The organism is Desulfovibrio mangrovi, assembly GCF_026230175.1.
Classification (GTDB): Bacteria; Desulfobacterota; Desulfovibrionia; order Desulfovibrionales; family Desulfovibrionaceae; genus Halodesulfovibrio; species Halodesulfovibrio mangrovi.
This window is the reverse complement of record NZ_CP104208.1, coordinates 2,626,273-2,644,901: the sequence shown is the minus strand read 5'-3', so window position 1 is coordinate 2,644,901 and position 18,629 is coordinate 2,626,273. Positions and strand designations below refer to the sequence as shown.

Here is an 18,629-nt window from a genome sequence, read left to right as displayed (position 1 = left end):
TACGGCATTATGAAGAGACAGGGCAGCGTGCGCAGGCAGGCTGCCTTTTTTACGGGCTGGCGATGGGCTTGGCGGGCACCACAGTCTTGGTGTGGGCCATGAGCGGGGTGACGCTTTCAATGTCGTACAGGTCGACGCGTATGCCGGTATAGGAGCCAAGGCCGTATGGCAGAAGCACCGAGTTCAGAAAACGCCACGGCATGGTATTTTTCCATGTGGCAAAGGGGCCGGGCAGAACCGAGCGCATGATGAAGGGCTTGTTTCCTGCTGCCTTGCGGACCATGGAGCGCATGCAGACGGGCGTATACCAGGTGGCCTCGCGCAGGATGCCGCCATGGTGTCCGCTGTAGCGCATACCGTGGGACAGATAGTAGAAGGACCATTTGTTGAGCATGGTCACGACAACGCCGCGGGCCGCCACACGGAAGGCTTCTTCCAGCGCCCGCATGGGGTTTTCCACGAATTCAAGCACGGTCGGCAGAGCCACGTAATCGAACTGGTTGTCGGAAAAGGGCAGGTGTTCGGCATCACCCACATGCAGGTCTGCCCGTGTGCCCATGCGTTTGCGCGCGGCTGCCAGCATGGCTGGTGAGATGTCCAGACCTGTGACGTCAAACCCTGTTTCGTACAGCATCTCCAGAATCAGGCCGGGGCCGCAGCCCACTTCAAGAAAGGAATGGCCGCGTCTGGGCCAGCCGGATATGAGATATTCCAGCAGCCGCTTTTCCGCATTGAGGGCGAATGCGCCTTCCTGCGTATCGAACCATTCTTCGTATCGAAGTACTGTATCCTTGTCCCACATGATGCAACCTGTCCGGATCTGATATGACGTTCCGCGTAAATGAAGGGTAGTCCTAGCACGGAGAATGCGTTTGTGGCACCGCACCGACGGGGCTTGCCTTGCCTGCTCGTGCCTGCTCGGATGATCCCGATTTTTACCCAATCAGGCGATTCTGTCACGGGGTTTTGCAGAAAAAAGGACGGGAGTGATACTCGCAGCTTCGGGCTGTGCATACGAAAAAACCGGAAGCGGGAGCTTCCGGTTTTTGATGGTTTGCTATGGGTCAGAGAATCCTGCTGAGGTAGTCTTTGAGCTTGGGCAGGCAATTGAGCTCGTTGCACCATTCAGGCGCGCAGGCGACTTCTCCATGTCGCGCGCCGAGAATGAGACCGGCCATAAGGCCGCGGGCGCAGGAATCGCCTCCGGCCATGACGTTTTCAATCAGGGCCGTCTGAGGCTCGTTTTCATAGTGGGTTACAAGGTGCACCACGCCATGGAAGGCTCCCTTCATGCCGCAGGACTGCCCGAAGCGTGCGATGGCCATGCGGGCGTCTTCATCGGAAGACATGTAGGTGAAGGCAAGCCAGTCTTCAGCAGGCAGGTGTTTATAACCGGCTTCTGCGGCAGCATCGAGTCCTTCACGAACCGTCGCGCCCTGCAAAATGGCAAATACTGCCCGTGCGAAGAACTCGGCTCCGTCCGCCACCAGTGCGGAGTTGTGCGTCATCAGTGTCTGGGCTCGGGCGGCGGCCACAAGCGCATTTAGGTCGTCCATATGGACGGCGAACAGGGGAGCAATGCGCGCAGCTGCGGAAAAATCGGAAGAATGCGCCCCTGATTGTTCCGGCAATGCGCCTTCTTCAAGGTTGCGCAGAGTTTCGCGGATGGCGCGGTCAAGGTAACCGTCATAATGCTGCATGCGGGTAAGCCATGCATCCCGGAAGGCGTGTAGATCAAAACGGCCTTGGGCGGTGACGGAATCGAGCAGCACCAGCACCTGATCGCCGTAATGCGAAAGGTCGCCCGCGGAGCGGGTGGGGTGATATTGGCTGCTCAGTTTCGGGGGCAGAAGAGTGGAAACCCTTCCCAGTGTATCTTCAATGCGTTTCTGGTCATATTCCCAGTGCGCGCCAAGCGCCAGCGAGTCTGCGGCGAGTGAAGTGAGAAGGGCGGCATGTAAATGGGGCATTATGGCAACTCCGTTTTATGGCGCGAAGTGGCTCAATAAACTTCGCGCATATCGGTCTGACCATAGCGTATTAGACTGGTTATTGTCACGAAAAACAGCAGAGGAAAGGCATAAAAAAACGTATTTGACACAAAGTGATACAAATTATTCACTTTTGGCTCAGATACACGCCCAGGAGCACAAAAACAGAGGCAACATACTGCGAGGGGGTGAGCGTTTCGCCCAGAAATACCTGTCCCATGATCAGCGCCGCAACGGGAATCAGGTTGCCCCACGCGCTGGCCTGTCCCGCAGGAATCTTGCTGACGCCGTAATTGTACAGGCCGTATGCGCCGATGGTGATGATGGTGCCGAGATAGGCGATGCTTGTTATGGCGGGAATATCCACATGCGTCGGCAGCTGGGTGAAGGGCATGAACAGCAGCGGGATGAAGAATATGGTGCCCACAAAGCATTGTGCTGCGGTTATGAACATGGGCGGATAGTGGGATGACAGACGTTTGGCAATGACGACGTATACAGATGCCGATGCCATGGCCAGCGTTTCGAGTATGTTACCGAGAATGGGATTAGGGGCCGACTCGGTGGCTACACCAGCAAGGGAGAGCCATATCACGCCGCCCATGGCGATGAAGAAGCCGGTCCACACGCGTGCGGAAAGGCGCTCGCCAAGAAAGAAGAAGGCGCCCAGTGCCACGAAGATGGGCAGGGAGGATACGATCATGCCCGCCTGCGAGGCGGACGTGTAGCGCATGGCGTAGCCTTCCAGCACGAAATAGATGCAGGGTTCGCATGCGGCCATGAGCAGCAGGGGCTTCCAGTCCTGCTTGCGGATGCGGATGCTGCGCAGGTAGCGCCAGCCCAGAGCAAAGGTGCAACTGCCCAGAAAAAGGCGGCCGGCCATGACGACCATGGGGTCGTAGGCGCTTACGGCGACCTTCATGCCGATATAGGAACTTGCCCACAGGATCATGGCTGTGAAAAGGGCAATGGAAGGAAGCATGGCTGCATCTGGTCTGCGCATGGGTATTCTCGTCCGTCAGTGTGGCAGTGGAATTGGTATATCGAAATGGTTGCACGGAAAACACCCCCGACCGGACCGTGCCGGTTGCAGGGGCGTGCGTGCTCGCGGGCGAAGGGGATGGGCAGAAAGGCAATCCTGATCGCGTGAGGTGAGCATACACTTTTGTCGGTTGACCCGTCCATTACGAAATGCCCGCTTTAGAATCAAACTTGCGGCATGTCGGACAGATGTGCGAAGCTTGGTGGGCGCTACAGCGGCATGGCGCGTCCTTGCGTAATGCCCCCTATTGCGGTAGAGCGCCTCAGCACGGCTCGTGCGAAGGAAGGAATCATGCAGTTTGAGAATACGACCATCTATCTTGCCCCCCGAGGCTACGAAGAGGATCTGGCCAAGGAATTGCGCAACGTGATTGCGCAGCGCGGGCGCTTGTTCGTGGCAGAAGGTGCTCCGCAACAGGTGGTCTGGGCGCAGAATGTCTGGCTGGAGCCGCAGGCCGTAGCCATCGAATCCATCGGCGATGCCGCGCGCAAGCTCAAGGCCGTGCAGCGTAACTGGTGGCTGCACAGCGTGGATCATCATCGTCGCGCCAAGCTCATTCAGGACAAACTGCCGCATGTTTCCGCCAAGCCTCTGGAGTTCGGCTCCCGTCCTCCGGAAGGCCAGCTCGGCTCATGGACCTTGTGGGAAGAGAACCTCGTTGTGGCGTCCGCACGTTGCACGAGTCCTTTTCCTGACGGGGAAGTGATCTTTGTCGAGGACAAGGAAGTTCCCCCCACCCGCGCCTACCTCAAGCTCTGGGAGCTTTTCACCCTGCTGGAAGTGCGGCCGCAGCCCGGCGAACTGTGCCTTGATCTGGGAAGTTGCCCCGGCGGCTGGTCGTGGGTGCTTGCCGAACTTGGCGCGAAGGTGTTCAGCATCGACAAGTCTCCGCTTGCTGAGCACATTGCACGGCATCCCAACATCAACTGGTGCAGCGGCAGCGCCTTTGCGCTGGACCCGCGCCATGCGGGCAAGGTGGACTGGCTGTTCTCCGACGTCATCTGCTATCCCGACAGGTTGCTGGAGATGGTCCGCCGATGGATGGAGTTCGGCGAATGCCGCAACTTCGTCTGCACCGTGAAGCTGCAGGGCGAGGACTATATGAAGGCCGTGGAGGATTTTGCCGCCATTCCCGGTTCGCGCCTGATGCACCTTTCCGCCAACAAGCATGAGCTCACATGGGTGAAGCTGGGGTAGGCGGAATGCTGCTCCGTATTTGCAGGGGCGAGGCTGCCGTCTGCAGGAAAAATTGAATACCATGGGGAGGTCAACGCCCCCCGTTGCACAGCATAGAATGATAAAGCCCCCGTCCGTGGTCTCACGGGCGGGGGCTTTTTGCGTCGTTGGAAACTGCGTTACTTCTTCGGGCGCTTGGTGTGGCTGGAGCGGAAGCGTACCCGCACCGGCGCGTGTTCGATCTTGAACATCTTTCGCAGGGAGCGTTCCATGTAGCGGATGTACGCGTCCTTCAGGCGATCTGCATCGTTGACGAAGAAGACGAATGTGGGCGGATTGGTTTCCGCCTGCGTCATGTAGAAGAACTTGGGGCGCACGCGGTTCACCACGGGCGGCTGCTGCTTGGTGACGATGGCTTCCAGCGTGCGGTTGAGCAGGCCGGTGTTCACGCGCACGTGGCACTCGGACCATATCTGTTCAGCAAGCGGGATGATGCGCTTGAGGTTGGCTCTGGTCAGTGCGGATACATAGAGAATCGGCACGTGGGAGCAGTAGCTCAGGGCATCCTTGTAGACCTTTTTCACCGCGGCCTGTTCGTTCTGTTTGACGAGGTCCATTTTGTTGACCACGACCATGAAAGGCGTCTTGCGTTCGTCCAGCAGGTCGATGAGGCGCTTGTCCTGCTGGGTAAGGCCTTCCTGCCCGTCGAGCACCAGAAGGGTTACGTGCGCCTTGGTGCTGGATTTGATGGACGAGTTGACGCTGTAGCGTTCAACGGTGTCGGTGATCTTGGAGCGGCGTCGCACCCCGGCGGTGTCCACGAAGGTGTAGCGTTTGTCGTCGATGGAGTAGGTCACGTCCACGGAATCGCGGGTGGTGCCTGCCATGTCGGAAACGATCATGCGGTTGCCGCCGGTAATGGCATTGACCAGCGAGGATTTGCCCGCATTGGGGCGGCCCAGCATGGCCAGCTTGAGGCCGATTTCCTCTTCCCGGGTTTCCCATTCGTCTTCGGGGGGCAGCAGGCTCTGCAGCTCCTCTTCAAACCCACGCATGTTGTATCCGTGCTCGCCGGACATGGCGACCATGGGCAGGCCGAGTTCGTGGAATTCTGCCGTGAGCATGTCTTCCAGTTCGCCGCCGTCCACCTTGTTGACTGCCAACAGAACGGGCAATCCGCTGCGGCGAACGTAGTCGGCAAGGCGGCGGTCAAAGGGCAGCAGTCCGTCGCGGCCGTCCACCACCAGGCACAGGGCAACGCATTCGGTCATGGCTTCCTGCGTCTGGCGCAGGATTTCTGCTTCGAACCCGCGCAGTTCGTTGGGGCCCTCGGTAGCGTTGTGGCTTTCATCCAGATGGATGCCGCCGGTGTCGATGACGGTCCACGTGCGTCCGTTGCGCTTTACCGTGCCTTCCATACGGTCGCGGGTTACGCCGGGACGGTCGTGGGTGATGGCGCGGTTGCTGCGGATGAGCCTGTTGAACAGGGTGGATTTGCCTACGTTGGGGCGTCCGATGAGTGCTATTTTGGGATACATGGTATTTTCCGGATAAGGGGAAGGGCGCAGGAAAGTAGGAAGAAGAGCGCGCCCGTTGGGATCTTGCACCTGAAACAGGGTACGTTGTCCTGCCGCTTCATGCAAGTGGGGAGATGGCCTTACCCTAAACTGCGCGAGGATGCAAGCTGGAATGCGTGAGTGTCGCATGCAGCCTTTTCATGCTGCTTGGCGCAATATATTGATTTGCCATGCCCTGACGCGTTACAAGGGTCTTTCGAAACCGCAGCAGGAGACTGTCATGAAGCATCTGCTTTCCACCAAAGAGGTCGCCAAGTATCTCGGCGTGAACGAGAAAATGGTGTACGCGCTTATTTCCGAAAAAGGCTTGCCCGCAACCAAGGCCACGGGCAAGTGGCTGTTTCCGTCACATCTTGTGGAACAGTGGATAGAGTCGCGCACTATGAACTATCCGCGCCGGATGGAGTCCGCAGCTGTGGAAGGCGAGGTGCTCGTGGTAGCGGGCAGCAACGATATCCTCTTCGACAGGATGCTCAAGCTGTTCATGGAAAAGCATTCCGATTATCTTGCAGCCTTCTGCAACCTCGGCAGTCTGGGCGGGCTCAAGGCCGTGCGGCGTGGGCAGTGCCACATCGCAACCAGCCATCTCATGGAAGACGCCGACGGGGACTACAACTTTGCCGCAGCCGCACAGGAGTTGGAAGAGCAGCCCGCCGTGGTGAATTTCTGCTATCGCGAGCAGGGATTCGTGGTTGCCAAGGGCAACCCCCACGGGCTTGGCAGCGCCGCGGACATTGTCAGCAAGGGGCTGACCGTGGTGAACAGGCCGTTGGGCACGGGCACCCGTCTGCTTTTCGATACGTTGCTTGCGCAGGCGGATGCCGACCAGCAGGCCGTGAAGGGCTACGGGAACGAGGTTGGCCGTCATATTGACGTGGGCCTTGAGGTGCTTTCCGGCAGGGCTGACACGGGCATGGCCATCCGCACGGTTGCAGCGCGGCTTGATCTCGGCTTCGTGCCTGTGCAGTGGGAGCGCTTTGACCTTATCATTCCCAAGGAACATTTCTTCGACAAGCCTGTGCAGTTGTTTCTCGGCCTGCTCAACGAGCCGGAGTTTCACAAGGCGGCGGAAGAACTGCAGGGGTACGACACTTCCCGTTCCGGACGGGTTGTGTATCCCGGCGAAGCGGTCAAGCCGTAGCCTGCCGAGACAATGAAAGAAAATGAGAAGGCCGCCCGAAAGGGCGGCCTTCATCATTGAGGAAACCTTCCCAAGCCAAGTGGGCATTGCTAGGGGTGGTTCTTGAACTTGTCCTGAGTGTGGGGATTGCCGGAGTGGCAGGGGGTGCAGTCCTGCTTGCCCTTGAGCAGCGGGGATTCCTTGCCCTTGCCGTGGCAGTCGCCGCAGTAGGATACGGAATCCTGCTTGGCGAAGGCGCCCTTGAAGGTGCCGTCGATCTTGGCATTCATGATTTCAATGGCCTTCATGGCGACGTCGGCGGTCAGGCGGCCGCAGCGCTCGGAGCGGACCTTGGAGTTTGCGTCGATGCCGGTTTCGTAAGACCACTTGGATACGGAAATATGGCAGAGCACGGAACCGGCCACATTGGTGGGAATGGCATCGGGCACACGGCTGTCTGCGCCGGGGTTGTAGATGGGCAGAGGGGTCTTTTCATACCAGCGGAACAGTTCGTCCACCATGGCATCGCGTTCCTTGCGGCCCCAGAAGAGGGCGAACGCGGAAGCCGCGCCAAGCAGTGCACCGCAGATGGTGCCCCATTCGGAGATGCCGCTCTTGCCAACTTCCATCATATGGTAGGGGAACTGGTTGTAGGGGGCGCCGTACTTTTCGCCCATGATGCCTACAATGCTGTAGAACACGCCGTAGCAGCAGCCGTAGCCGTTGTGCCAGTACCCTTCGTGCGCGTACGGGGCGCAGGCAACGGGGTCAAGCTTGTGGGGAGTCCACACCTGGCCCTGGGGCAGGGCGGGGGCTGCCACTGCGGGCAGGGTAGAAACAAGGGCACCACCAACCATGGCGCCACCGAGGGCGGTCAGCATCTGACGACGGGAAACACCTTTACTCATTGTCCTTCCTTCTCCTTCAAAAAAAAATCGTGCCCGAACCACACGCGGGCAATACTCTGTTTTTACAAACATCGTGCCGCAAGGCGCTGTCGTGTAACTGTATGAAATATTTGAATTCAGTCAGCGACTGTAGGGTTTTCGAGTGTATTCCCCGGTTTGCATGCGTAAACCATTGTTGTCATGCTCGTATAACTGAAGGTGGCACCGGCGAAGGTGATGTGCCGTGGGATACAGTGAAGGAATCTGGTGGGATCAGGCTCTTCCGCCTTGCAAACATTCCGGCAGGTGATACAAGAATCCCGAAGGGATGGGCTACAGTAGTCCACGTCCAGAGCAGGGTGTTCGCGTTTCCGTATCAGGGAATGTCGATTTGTGAGCGAATAAGCTCAGGCTATCCTTGCCTGCTTTCACAAAAAAGTGATAATTTGATCCCGATATCGCATGCATTGGATGGAAGCTGTCTTCCGGCCAGAGGATGTCGAAACGGGCAATATTTATTTAATGGAGGTTCGGTTTCATGAGTAACTATCCGGTATTCAACTGCAAGAACGGTGATGACGTGATCAAGGCCGTGAAGGAATATCATGTCAGCTTTGTGCAGTTCTGGTTTGTTGATATCCTCGGCAATCTGAAGAGCTTTCAGGTGACTCCGAGCGAGCTTGAAGCCGCCTTTGAGGAAGGGATGGGGTTTGACGGTTCTTCCATTCTCGGATTCACCCGCATTGAAGAATCCGACATGGTTGCCTACCCTGATGCCACCACCTTCCAGATATGCTCATGGCGTCCCCTTGAGCGCCCTGTGGCGCGCATGTTCTGCGACATCAAGAGCCCCGACGGCACTCCGTATGAAGGTGATCCGCGCTATATCCTGCGCAAGCTGGTGGAGCGCGCCGCACAGAAGGGCTACACCTACTATGTGGGGCCTGAGCTGGAATTCTTCCTGTTTGCCAACTCCACTTCGCCTCAGCCGCTGGATTTTGGCGGGTATTTTGACGCGCCGCCGCTGGACCTCGGCAACGACGTGCGTCGCGAAGTGATCTTTGCGCTTGAGCGCATGGGTATTCCGGTGGAGTATTCCCACCACGAGGTTGCCCCCTCGCAGCATGAAATCGACCTGCGCTACAATGAGGCCATGAAGATGGCCGACATCGCCATGACCTACAAGGTCGTGGTCAAGGAAATAGCCAGAAAGCACGGCTGCTACGCCACCTTCATGCCCAAGCCCATTTTCGGGGAAAACGGTTCCGGCATGCACGTGCACCAGTCGCTGTTCAAGAACGGCAAGAACGCGTTTTTCGATCCCAACGATCCTCATCATCTTTCTTCGGAAGCCCGCGCCTATATCGCGGGCCTGCTCAAGCATGCCAAGGAATTCACCTGCGTTACCAACCAGTGGGTGAACTCCTACAAGCGTCTGGTTCCCGGGTACGAGGCTCCCGTGTATATCGCATGGGCGCAGCGTAACCGTTCCGCCCTGATCCGCGTGCCCATGTACAAGCCCGGCAAGGAAGCTGCCACCCGTGTGGAACTGCGCAGTCCCGATCCGGCGGCCAACCCGTATCTTGCCTTTGCAGTCATGCTGGGTGCCGGTCTTGAGGGTATTGAAAAGGGCTATGAGCTGCCCGCCGCCGTGGAAGAGAATATCTTTGCCATGGAGAGCGAAGACCTCACCGCCAAGGGCATCGATTCTCTGCCCGGCTCCCTGTACGAGGCCGCTGTGTTGATGAAGGAGTCCAAGCTGGTGAAGAGCGTGCTGGGCGACCACATGCACCGCAACCTTGTGGGCAACAAGCTTATCGAGTGGGACGAGTACCGCACCCACGTTTCCGAGTACGAAATCAAGAACTACCTGCCCATTCTGTAGCGGGCAGGCAGGAATGCACGCAAAGGCCGGAGCGGCGAGAACCGCTCCGGCCTTTTGTTTTTTGTCGTCGGGATTGGTTGAGCTGGCGGCGGTTCTGTATTTTCAATGCACGGGATGAGGGGGAGCATTAGCCTGCTGCTCCGCCAAAGAAGAGGCCGGAACCGCTTGCGCAGTTCCGGCCTGAATCGTTTTCTTATCTGCCAGATCGCCTGTTACTGGGCTTCCAGTTCGACAATGAGTTTTCTCAGCTCTGCGGCCTGTTCGCTCATTTCGTTCATGGCGGCTTCAGCCAGACGCATGGCCTGTGCCGTGTCATCGGAGATACGGCTTACATCGCCCACGGAATGGTTGATCTCTTCCGTTGCGGCGGACTGCTGTTCCGCAGCCGTTGCAATGGTGCGCACCTGATCGGAGGCATCAAGGGCAAGGGCAACGATGCTGCTGAGCAGGGCTTCTGCCTTGCTTACGCCGTCTACAGACTTGGCGAGAACGCCCTTGTTCTGCTCCATGCTGCCCAGCGTTGCGCGCACGGCCTGCTGAATGGCGTTGATGGACTGGCCCACTTCCTTGGTGGCGGTCATGGTCTTTTCCGCCAGCTTGCGCACTTCATCGGCAACTACGGCGAATCCGCGACCGGCTTCGCCAGCGCGTGCAGCCTCAATGGCGGCGTTCAGGGCAAGCAGGTTGGTCTGGTCCGCGATGTCCTCAATGGTCTGGGCAATGGCACCGATGCCATCGGCCTGACGGCTCAGTTCGTCCACCGAGCCGTGAATGGACTGGAAGCCCTTCTCCACTTCGGAAACGTCCTTGAGCACGATCTTGAACTGATCGGAACCTGCTTCGGCAGCCCGGCGCGATTCTTCCGAAAGGGTGGAGGTGTTTTCAGCGTTGCGGGCAATTTCCATGACCGAAGCGCTCAGTTCCTCGATGGAGGTGGCGGTTTCGCTTACGCGGGCGGACTGTTCTTCCGCGCCGCGGCTGGATTCGTCAATCTGTGCAGCCAGCTTGTCGCTTGCGGAAGAAACAACTTCCACCACGCCGCGCAGGCGCTGGGCGGCCTGATGCATACCTTCGCGCTTGGCGCTTTCCGCTCTGCGGGTTGCCTCTTCCGCCACCAGCTTTGCCTGTTCGGCGGCCTGGGCGCTGGCCTGTGCCTGCTCGGTGTGGCGTTCGGCCTCGCGCATTTTGTCTTTCAGGGCGCTCACCATGGACGACATGGATTCCTTGAGCTTGCCGAATTCGCTGTAGTAGGAGCCGGCAATGGTTGCATCAAGATTGCCCTGTGCAACGCTTGCCGAGTATCCGGCAAGGTTGAGGATGGGTCGGATGACCATGGCGTTCAGGACTACGAGAATGACACCGGAAAGCAGCAGCAGGGCGGCAATGGCGCCGCCGGTGGTCAGCGTGTTGGCTTTGGCCAGGTCGTACACCTCGGCAAAGAGTTCGTCATCCGGCACCACTACGCCAAGGCCCATGCCCGTAGGTGTGACGCTGTAGTAGACGGAATGGCTTCTGCCGTCGATTTCAGCAGTAAAGTGTGTCCGCTCACCGGCCTTCAGCTGCAGGGAGTCTGCCACCTGAGAGTAGAAGGGCAGGCTGTCCGCGGGCTGGGTGATGAGGCTGTCATCTGCAGGATAGGCGGTGATGAGCCCGCTGCGGGTATCAATGGCAAAGGCTCTGGAGGAATCGGTGATGCGGATGTTGCCCACCACTTCCTTGAGGTTGTTCATGTTCAGGTCAAAGGTGGACATGCCCTCGATGCGACCGTTTTCGCCGTACATGATGCCGCTCACGGTGATCATCAGTGCCTTGGTTCCGGCTGTATCCACATAGGGAGCGGACCAGTATACGCGGGAGTCGCGTCGCTTGTTGCGGTTCCAGTTTCTGGGAATGGCCTGAGTGTACCAGTCCTGATTGTGGTAATCGTATTCGGCGGTATTGTATTCCATGGTGAAGACGATATTGCCGCCATCCCAGTACACATAGGGGCCGAAATATTTCTCGCCTTCAGTGAAACGGTCGGGCTCATACCAGAGTCCGCAGCCGATCGCGTTGGGATACTTGGAGATAACCGAGGTCAGGTAAGCCTGAACCTGCGCGGTAATATCGGTGCCGGATTCACGTCGGACAAGAAGCAGGCCTTCACCGGCGGAGGCGATGTTATCTGCCACGTTCTCCATCACAGCCATGTAGGTGTTGATTTTCTCAGCTTCGGTGGCGATGCGGTTTTCGATGGCCTCTTTGGCCTCTTCTGTGTGTTGGGCTTCCATCTTGCGGATGTTGCCGAGAAGCAGCATGTATCCGGCAAGCGATACCACTATGGTCAAGGCAATGAGTGTGAGTATCTTGTACCGTACCGACAAATTCATAGTTCAACCTCGCAAGAGTAGTAATAATTACCGCTGCTGCTTGCATATTCCGTCTAATATGGCGCTGCGGTATGATTGATCGCACAATTACATGCCTTATACCGTTTGTCACGTGGAAAGTTGTAACGGCGCACAGTCGGAAAAAGGAAGAAATAAAGCGGTCAGACCTTGGTCTGACCGCTTTTATAGAAGGTTTGTGTGAGTGCTGCAGTCGGTTGCAGGAGTCCTGCTGTATATCTACTTCCTTTTAGAGAGTGCTACGCAGGCTCCGTTAGCCATTGCATTGGGCGTATAGACAAACTCCATGTCCTTGAAGAACACGCCGCCACAGCCGGGACGGGTGGTCCAGGTCTTCAGCCAGCGGGTGATGCGGGTGTCGCTGTTCATGCTGGCGGTGTGGAAGTACTGGACGGGACGGGTGTATATGGTGCTGCTGTCTATCCGTGCAAACATGTCGGCCAGCAGGTTTATCTCTTGCCACAAGGTGACGGGGGCGGATCCTTCCGGCGTGAAGATGTCGTAGATGCGGAAGTGCGGGTTACCTTGCTGCACAGGGATGAGGACGCCGTCGATATGCACGGGGGTGCCCAGCGCCTCGCCTGCATGCTGCAACACCAGCCGGAATTCCGGCTCAAGGTGTTCAAGGCCGGTCATGGCAACGCCTTCTTCAGAGATGAACTCGCCGGTGCTGCTGTCCCAGAGCACCCGTGGTCCCAGATAACGTGCGCAGTGCATGGTGCCACCCAGATGGCCGCCGCGGGATTCGCGGAAGGCATCCAGATCTGTGGGATACTGCATCTGCCGCAGAGGGCTTTTCGCCATGGTCGCGATCTGCATGGTCAATCCCTTTCCAGCCGGTTCCGGCTAGCCCTTGGCCTTGTAGCCGATCATGCGCAGGAAGCCTTTGCGCTTTTCAATGTCGGCTTCCGTTTCCACGCCCGCAGGGCTGAAGCCGTCGATCACGCCCATGACGCCGCGTCCCTGCTCGCTTTGTGCAACAACAACCTGCAGGGGGTTGGCGGTGCAGCAGAACAGGCGCACCACTTCCGGAACCGCCAGAATGGTATTCTTGATATTGATGGGGAACATGTCGCGCATGAAGATGAAGAAGGTGTGGCCCGCGCCAACTGCCTGCGCGTTTTTCTTCGCCAGCTCGATGAGGGCTTCGTCCGTGCCGCTCCAGCGGATGAGGCAGTCGCCGGAAGCTTCGCAGAAGGCCACGCCGAACTTGGCTCCGGGCACGGAGCAGGTAATGGCCTCGTGGATGTCTTCCACGGTCTTGATGAAGTGGGACTGGCCGAACATGAGGTTCAACGCATCGGGATTTTCTACGGAAACAAGCTTCAGTTCCATGGAGACCTCCGTTTCGCGAAGCGGGTTCGCGGGTGTATCATTATGATGTGGCGGGCTTGGCCGCTCCGCCAGTTTTGCCCGCGATGAGCCAAAATCGCAAGGAAAAGCCTCCTTGTCGGTTTGCCGGACTTCCGTTCTTCAGTGCACGTACCCCTGCCATGCCCGAAGGGGCGGGGCGATTATGGGGCAGGCTTTTCCTCGGCGGTGTGGTGCAGGAGGAAGGCATTTGCCGCTTCCTTGCCCATGTATCGGCAGAGCATGTTTCTGGGGGCCTGCGCAAGATCTATGAGCAGAAAGGCGTCCAGTGTTCCGAAGCTGTTGTCTTCATGGAAGGCGCCTATCCTGCCCCCCAGCTTGAGATAGTGCTTGAAGAGAATGGGCAGGGGGCGGCCGTTTTCCATGTCCTTCACCAGCCCGTTCAGGCTGGAGAAGCTGATGTTCTTGATATCGATGTCGTGGGGCACGCCCTTGGGAGGTTTCAGTCTTGGGGGCTTGCGTCCCGTGACCATGGTTTCCAGCTTCATATTTGCGTGGTGGGTTTCCAGATACCGAACCGTGGTGGCGAGGGTGTACTGATTGAAGTTCAGTGGCAGGCTGCACGGGCCGAAGAGATAGCGCAGGCCCGGCCGACGCAGCACGAACTGGCCAATGCCTTTCCAGAGCAGCATGAGCGGGTTGTAGTCTCGCTGGTAGTCGGGATGCACGATGGCGCGCCCCAGCTCCACGGAATCACCGTATTGAGCGAAGAAGTGCTTCTTGAACTTGAAGAGGGTGGAGCAATACAGGCCTTTGGAGCCCGCCGTGGTGATGAGCTTGCGCACCTGTCCCAGTCTGTATGCGCCGGCGATCTGCTGGTCCGCCTCATTCCACAGGATAATGTGGTTGTACTCGTAATCAAAAGGGTCAAGGTCGAGGTCGCGGCCGGACCCTTCACCTATGGGGCGGAAGGTGGCTTCGCGCAGTCTGCCCAGTTCATGCAGCATGTTGGGCATCTGGAAGGCGCGTGTCTCGAATACGGTGTAGCCGTTTTCACGCAACAGGATTTGCTCCTTCGGCAATTCATCCAGTTCCACAAGCAGGCTTGCCTTGGGGCGGGGTAGCGCTAAAGGCATGGGCGGAGGTGCCGTGCGTCCGAAAGTGAGGGGGAAGAAACGGCGCTTCTCCTGCTGGCGCAGGGAGTAACTGCGTACGCGCAGGTAGTTGGTGACATCCTCTTCCGAGGCAAGCCCGTTCTGTCCGTTCAGCAGGGAAGAGGGGATGATCTTGCCTACACTGACCTTGACGGAGCTTCCCTGTTTTTTCAGCAGCTCGCGCGGCAGCATGGCGGTGCGGGCCAACGGGTGCATCAGGCCCATGATGTTGAACATGAGACTGTTGCGGCCATGAAAGTAAAGCGGCAGCACGTCAGCCCCGGTTTTGCGGATGATACGTGCCACATTGCGGTTCCACAGGGGATCCATGATGCCCCGGTGGGCAGGCTGCAGGTGAGAAACCTCGCCTGCGGGGAACACGGCGAGGCTGTTGCCCGCTTCAACGTGGCCTATGGCGCTGCGTAGTCCCTTGATGTTTCTGGTGCGGGCTTCCCGGGTGCTGAAGGGGTTCACATCTATGATCACGCTTTTGAGTTCGGGAATGATGCCGAGCAGGGAATTGGCAAGAAATTGCATGTCGGGCCGTACGGGGAGCAGGCTGGCCATGAGCACCAGCCCTTCCAGCGCGCCGAAGGGATGGTTGGAAACGACGACCAGCGGTCCTGTTCCGGGGATGCTGTCAAACCCTTCGCCCTTGATCCTGATGCTGACATTAAGAATGTCCAGCGCTTCAAGGGCAAAGCCCAGCGGGCAGGCGCGCTGCGTCATGTTTCCGTACAGGGTGAACAGCCGGTGCAGTTTGGAAAGGCGCAGCAGCGGCTTTGTTGCGGGAGCAAGCAGGCGCTTGGCGGCGGGGGGAATGAAATCAAGGCTCAGTTCGTTCTGTTGGAGAACCTGATCCAGCATATGGGTACCTCGCGACAGGGTTGCGGTTGCAGGCCGTCAGAGATTGCTGGCGGCCTGATGCTTTTCCTGTAGGCGGGTTGTGTGGGCGTTACGTGAAGGATTGGCGACGGTTCGGCGGCGTTGGCAATTGTAACGCAAGCGTTACCAAACCGTTGTCGGGCCGCTGCATTGTGTCACCGGAGCGCCATGCCCGAAGGATGGTTTTGTGGCATATCCACTGATTATCGGAAACGTATTGCACCCTGTGAGGAGAATAGCATGACCGACAGTCAGCGCCGTGAGATAGAATGCCATCTGGAAGATACGCTTGTTGCCTTGCGTTTGCAGGATAGTTCCTGTGCCGGTCTGGATATGTCTTGTGCCGATGAAAACGAGTTTGCTTCCCGCCTGAGCGAACTGCGTATGAATGTGGCCCTGCAGGCTCGAATCCGCAAACAGATCAGGGAGGTGGAAGAGGCTTTGCGCCGTTTGGACGTTGCCGACTTCGGTATCTGCCTTGAGTGCGGCGATGATATTCCCGTGCAGCGCCTCAAGGCCAACCCCACCACGACCTTGTGCGTGCATTGCCAGCAAGAACAGGACCGAGTGCCCTGTTGTGCGGGCGTGCGGAACGGGACGTTGGGCCTGAGCGCATAGCTTCAGGTCTGCTTGTTTTGGGCGGGATGCTGCCGCCCTTTAGCTTTGTCTATCCTTTGGGACACGTGTTCCTGAGCTGCTGTCTTTGGTTGCAGAGACTGCATGCGTTATTCAGGTTCTATGGCTGGTCCTGCGGGCTGGTGTATTCCTGCACGGCCTGCCGGTACCATCTTCCCTTGCAGGCCTTTTGATTCTGGTCGGTCGTCTGATTTCTCCCTTTTGGCTTCACCCCTTTGTTTTCTTCCCTTCCCGCCAGCCTTTCTTATGCGAACGGCCATTGCTCTGCCTTCGTCGAGGGTGATCCGGTGCATTCGCAGAATCCTGTCCACCTCCTGTTACGCCCCTTTGGTAACGCCTTCCCGTCGCCTTCAGACCATGCTTTCGCCGAATTCCTGAAAAAGCCTGTGATACGGGTTTCGCCTCGTGCGGGGCACAGGGCTCCGCTTCATTGCAAGTAACAGGAGAACAGTTCGTGGCGAGACATTCTCATCCACATTCCGGCGGAGCCCGTACCCGCATGATGACTACCGAGGAGTGGCTGCGGACAGAGGCATTTGCGTCCAAGCCCCGTAACGCCGCCATGGCGGCGGCCATGAATCCCGATGTGCCCATGAGCACGGAGGAGTACCTGCGGGCCATGTTCGGTGAACAGGAGGCAGGCTGGAAGGCGGCCAACACGGTAGGGCCGCGCGGCGGAGCCGGTCGCACTATGGCGGGGAAGCAAGGGGGCGGCAGGGGCACCGCTGCGGCGGGGCGTGCCGTCGCGGCAGCAGACGTGCGGCCTTCCGAGGAGCGGGGGGCGTTTGACGTGAGCGGCATGTTCGCGGACGAGTGGGAGACGCAGTTCGACGACAATGGCCTGCCCGTGTTTGCGGATCAAACGGGGTATCGCGTTGCGGGGGCGAAAGGTTCCAACGGTCAGGCAGACTGGTTCAGGGAACTTGTTCCGCAGGGGGATGATGTAGGAGCGGCAGAGGGAGGCAGTGCCGTAGCGGAGGGCGCAGGAAGCGTAAATTCGGGCAGCGTCGGCATGCCTCAGGCCGGACCGGACCAGATGCGCGATCTGACGCCGGACTCGTTGCCCCGCGAAGAGCTGCGACGCTTTGCGGTCAGTCCGCAGGGGGCCGCATATGGTGTCGCACAGGGGGGCACCCCCAGCGTGGCCCTGCCCGCCATGCGCCCGGTCTTTGCCGAACTCTTCGTGCAGCGCGATGAGGAAGGTCGCATCACCCGCAAGGTTATGAGCACTTCCTTGGGCAAGGACGTGCGCACCTATGCCTATGATGCAGCAGGGCGACTGGTCGCGAGCGGTGTCATTGTCGCCAAGGGGGAAGCTGTTGCCACTTCGGTAGGTGACCGGAAGGTGCCTCGTGCTGCCGGAGTTGCGGCGGCAGGGTGTCAGCCGTTCGGGCAGGGCTTGGATGTGTCGTATGGTCAGGCTGCGGGCGCAACCGAAATCGTGACCGAGGTGTATGCCTATGGTCCCGCAGGCGAGCGTCTGGCTTCGACCCGCGCTGACGTTGGCGAGACTCGTTATGTCTATGACGAGGCTGGCCGGATGGTGCAGGCCGGTGCCGTGCGCTTCGTGTATGATCAGTCCGGCAGGCTGGCCCGCCGCCTGACCCCCGCCGGAGAAACCCGCTACGCCTATGACGCCGCCGGCAACCTCGTCGCCGTGGCCCTGCCCGATGGCCGCGTGGTCGAATATCTGCTTGATGCCGCAGGCAGGCGCATCGCCAAGTCCGTGAACGGCGTCATGCTGGAAAAGTTCGCGTGGCGCGACGCCGTAACGCTGGAAAGTACCTCCCGCCCCGACGGTTCCGGCCTCTGCCGGTTTATCTATTCACAGGACTCACGCATGCCCGTCTGCATGGAAAGCGGCGGCCTGCGCCTCTCCCTCGCCTTTGACAAGTCGGGCACCCCCTTTGCGGTTGCCAACGCAAACGGCGATTTGATACAGGCTTGCAAACATGATGCATTCGGTAATGTTGTCAGTATGCTGACGCAGGATGTCCGCATCCCCTTCGGCTTCGGCGGCGGTTTGTTTGATGCTGACACCGGCCTTGTTCATCTGGGCTGCCGCGAATACGACCCGCGCATCGGCCGCTTCATCCAGCCAGACCCCCTCGGCTACGTTGGCGGCGATGTTGATGTCTACGGCTACTGCCTCGATGATCCGGTGAATCTGGTGGACCCGCTGGGGTTGGAGCCGGGAAGCGAAGGCGTAACTCCAAAGCCCCAATCAAAATCAGCTATTAAAGCTGGTGTTAAGAAGGGGCTTGGAATTGCAGCCGAGGAGGTTATAAAAAAGGGGATAAAGAAAGGCATAGATGAGGTTGGAAAGAGTAGTGGTAATGAGAGTGTTGAGAACCTAAAAGCCCTTGGTAAAGCTTGCCTGAGCGGTCCAACTTGGTGGCAGCCTGTGGATTGGGTGGCAAACGTGCTCCCGGGACCAGTTGGAGGGGCAGTTGGAGGCGCTTTAGGAGTTCCAATGTGTGGGGCAGGTATGATGCAGTATGCTTGGCGACGTAATAAGGGTGTATCTCGAGAGCAGGCTGTAAAGGATTTTGAATAGAAAGGGTGGCGCATCCGGTAT

The 18,629-nt window shown here is 58.5% G+C and carries 14 protein-coding genes; 5 read left to right on the top strand and 9 right to left on the bottom strand.

Features of this window, described 5'->3' with window-relative positions; translation table 11 throughout:
• Positions 1-49: 49 nt before the first annotated feature.
• The 3 genes from N1030_RS12000 to N1030_RS11990 all read right to left on the bottom strand — a co-directional run bounded on the left by N1030_RS12000 (position 50) and on the right by N1030_RS11990 (position 2,994).
• Positions 50-802 carry a class I SAM-dependent methyltransferase gene (locus N1030_RS12000; protein WP_265825718.1) on the bottom strand — a complete coding sequence of 251 codons (753 nt, stop codon included), beginning with the start codon at positions 800-802 and terminating at the stop codon, positions 50-52.
• Between the two features lie 262 nt (positions 803-1,064).
• On the bottom strand, positions 1,065-1,970 hold the full coding sequence (locus tag N1030_RS11995) for an ADP-ribosylglycohydrolase family protein (protein ID WP_265825717.1): 906 nt from the start codon (positions 1,968-1,970) through the stop codon (positions 1,065-1,067).
• A 148-nt stretch (positions 1,971-2,118) separates the two neighbouring features.
• Positions 2,119-2,994, bottom strand: coding sequence for a DMT family transporter (locus N1030_RS11990; RefSeq protein WP_265825716.1), 876 nt, complete (start codon positions 2,992-2,994; stop codon positions 2,119-2,121).
• 330 nt (positions 2,995-3,324) lie between these two features.
• Here N1030_RS11990 and N1030_RS11985 point away from each other — a divergent pair, with 330 nt between their 5' ends.
• Positions 3,325-4,230, top strand: coding sequence for an SAM-dependent methyltransferase (locus N1030_RS11985; protein ID WP_265825715.1), 906 nt, complete (start codon positions 3,325-3,327; stop codon positions 4,228-4,230).
• A gap of 158 nt (positions 4,231-4,388) precedes the next feature.
• Here N1030_RS11985 and der read toward each other — a convergent pair whose 3' ends face one another.
• On the bottom strand, positions 4,389-5,747 hold the full coding sequence (gene der, locus N1030_RS11980) for a ribosome biogenesis GTPase Der (protein ID WP_265825714.1): 1,359 nt from the start codon (positions 5,745-5,747) through the stop codon (positions 4,389-4,391).
• 259 nt (positions 5,748-6,006) lie between these two features.
• Here der and N1030_RS11975 point away from each other — a divergent pair, with 259 nt between their 5' ends.
• Entirely contained in the window at positions 6,007-6,927 is a 921-nt protein-coding gene (locus N1030_RS11975; protein ID WP_265825713.1) for a helix-turn-helix transcriptional regulator, read from the top strand.
• An 89-nt stretch (positions 6,928-7,016) separates the two neighbouring features.
• Here the strand turns inward: N1030_RS11975 and N1030_RS11970 are convergent, their stop codons facing one another.
• The gene (locus N1030_RS11970; protein ID WP_265825712.1) at positions 7,017-7,814 is read right to left on the bottom strand and encodes a split-Soret cytochrome c; all 798 of its coding nucleotides are present in this window, start codon (positions 7,812-7,814) and stop codon (positions 7,017-7,019) included.
• Between the two features lie 517 nt (positions 7,815-8,331).
• Between N1030_RS11970 and N1030_RS11965 the strand changes: the two genes are divergently transcribed.
• A complete protein-coding gene (locus N1030_RS11965) occupies positions 8,332-9,678 on the top strand; it encodes a glutamine synthetase family protein (protein ID WP_265825711.1) in 1,347 nt (448 codons plus the stop codon).
• Positions 9,679-9,890: 212 nt separating this feature from the next.
• On the opposite strand, the gene N1030_RS11960 is transcribed toward N1030_RS11965, so the two are convergent.
• From N1030_RS11960 to N1030_RS11945, 4 genes are all read right to left on the bottom strand, one after another.
• Positions 9,891-12,047 carry a methyl-accepting chemotaxis protein gene (locus N1030_RS11960; RefSeq protein ID WP_265825710.1) on the bottom strand — a complete coding sequence of 719 codons (2,157 nt, stop codon included), beginning with the start codon at positions 12,045-12,047 and terminating at the stop codon, positions 9,891-9,893.
• A gap of 237 nt (positions 12,048-12,284) precedes the next feature.
• Positions 12,285-12,884 carry a hypothetical protein gene (locus N1030_RS11955; protein WP_265825709.1) on the bottom strand — a complete coding sequence of 200 codons (600 nt, stop codon included), beginning with the start codon at positions 12,882-12,884 and terminating at the stop codon, positions 12,285-12,287.
• A gap of 27 nt (positions 12,885-12,911) precedes the next feature.
• On the bottom strand, positions 12,912-13,400 hold the full coding sequence (locus N1030_RS11950) for an adenosine-specific kinase (protein WP_265825708.1): 489 nt from the start codon (positions 13,398-13,400) through the stop codon (positions 12,912-12,914).
• A gap of 179 nt (positions 13,401-13,579) precedes the next feature.
• The gene (locus N1030_RS11945; RefSeq protein ID WP_265825707.1) at positions 13,580-15,397 is read right to left on the bottom strand and encodes a lysophospholipid acyltransferase family protein; all 1,818 of its coding nucleotides are present in this window, start codon (positions 15,395-15,397) and stop codon (positions 13,580-13,582) included.
• A 258-nt stretch (positions 15,398-15,655) separates the two neighbouring features.
• Here N1030_RS11945 and N1030_RS11940 point away from each other — a divergent pair, with 258 nt between their 5' ends.
• A complete protein-coding gene (locus N1030_RS11940; RefSeq protein WP_265825706.1) occupies positions 15,656-16,033 on the top strand; it encodes a TraR/DksA family transcriptional regulator in 378 nt (125 codons plus the stop codon).
• Between the two features lie 472 nt (positions 16,034-16,505).
• Positions 16,506-18,608 carry an RHS repeat domain-containing protein gene (locus N1030_RS11935; RefSeq protein WP_265825705.1) on the top strand — a complete coding sequence of 701 codons (2,103 nt, stop codon included), beginning with the start codon at positions 16,506-16,508 and terminating at the stop codon, positions 18,606-18,608.
• The last annotated feature ends 21 nt before the right edge of the window (positions 18,609-18,629 follow it).

Coding starts and splice junctions, on each gene's coding strand:
- N1030_RS12000 (WP_265825718.1), bottom strand. CDS start 802: ATGTGGGACAAGGATACAGTACTTCGATACGAAGAATGGTTCGATACG.
- der (WP_265825714.1), bottom strand. CDS start 5,747: ATGTATCCCAAAATAGCACTCATCGGACGCCCCAACGTAGGCAAATCC.
- N1030_RS11940 (WP_265825706.1), top strand. CDS start 15,656: ATGACCGACAGTCAGCGCCGTGAGATAGAATGCCATCTGGAAGATACG.
- N1030_RS11985 (WP_265825715.1), top strand. CDS start 3,325: ATGCAGTTTGAGAATACGACCATCTATCTTGCCCCCCGAGGCTACGAA.
- N1030_RS11975 (WP_265825713.1), top strand. CDS start 6,007: ATGAAGCATCTGCTTTCCACCAAAGAGGTCGCCAAGTATCTCGGCGTG.
- N1030_RS11945 (WP_265825707.1), bottom strand. CDS start 15,397: ATGCTGGATCAGGTTCTCCAACAGAACGAACTGAGCCTTGATTTCATT.
- N1030_RS11955 (WP_265825709.1), bottom strand. CDS start 12,884: ATGCAGATCGCGACCATGGCGAAAAGCCCTCTGCGGCAGATGCAGTAT.
- N1030_RS11950 (WP_265825708.1), bottom strand. CDS start 13,400: ATGGAACTGAAGCTTGTTTCCGTAGAAAATCCCGATGCGTTGAACCTC.
- N1030_RS11995 (WP_265825717.1), bottom strand. CDS start 1,970: ATGCCCCATTTACATGCCGCCCTTCTCACTTCACTCGCCGCAGACTCG.
- N1030_RS11965 (WP_265825711.1), top strand. CDS start 8,332: ATGAGTAACTATCCGGTATTCAACTGCAAGAACGGTGATGACGTGATC.
- N1030_RS11990 (WP_265825716.1), bottom strand. CDS start 2,994: ATGCGCAGACCAGATGCAGCCATGCTTCCTTCCATTGCCCTTTTCACA.
- N1030_RS11960 (WP_265825710.1), bottom strand. CDS start 12,047: ATGAATTTGTCGGTACGGTACAAGATACTCACACTCATTGCCTTGACC.
- N1030_RS11970 (WP_265825712.1), bottom strand. CDS start 7,814: ATGAGTAAAGGTGTTTCCCGTCGTCAGATGCTGACCGCCCTCGGTGGC.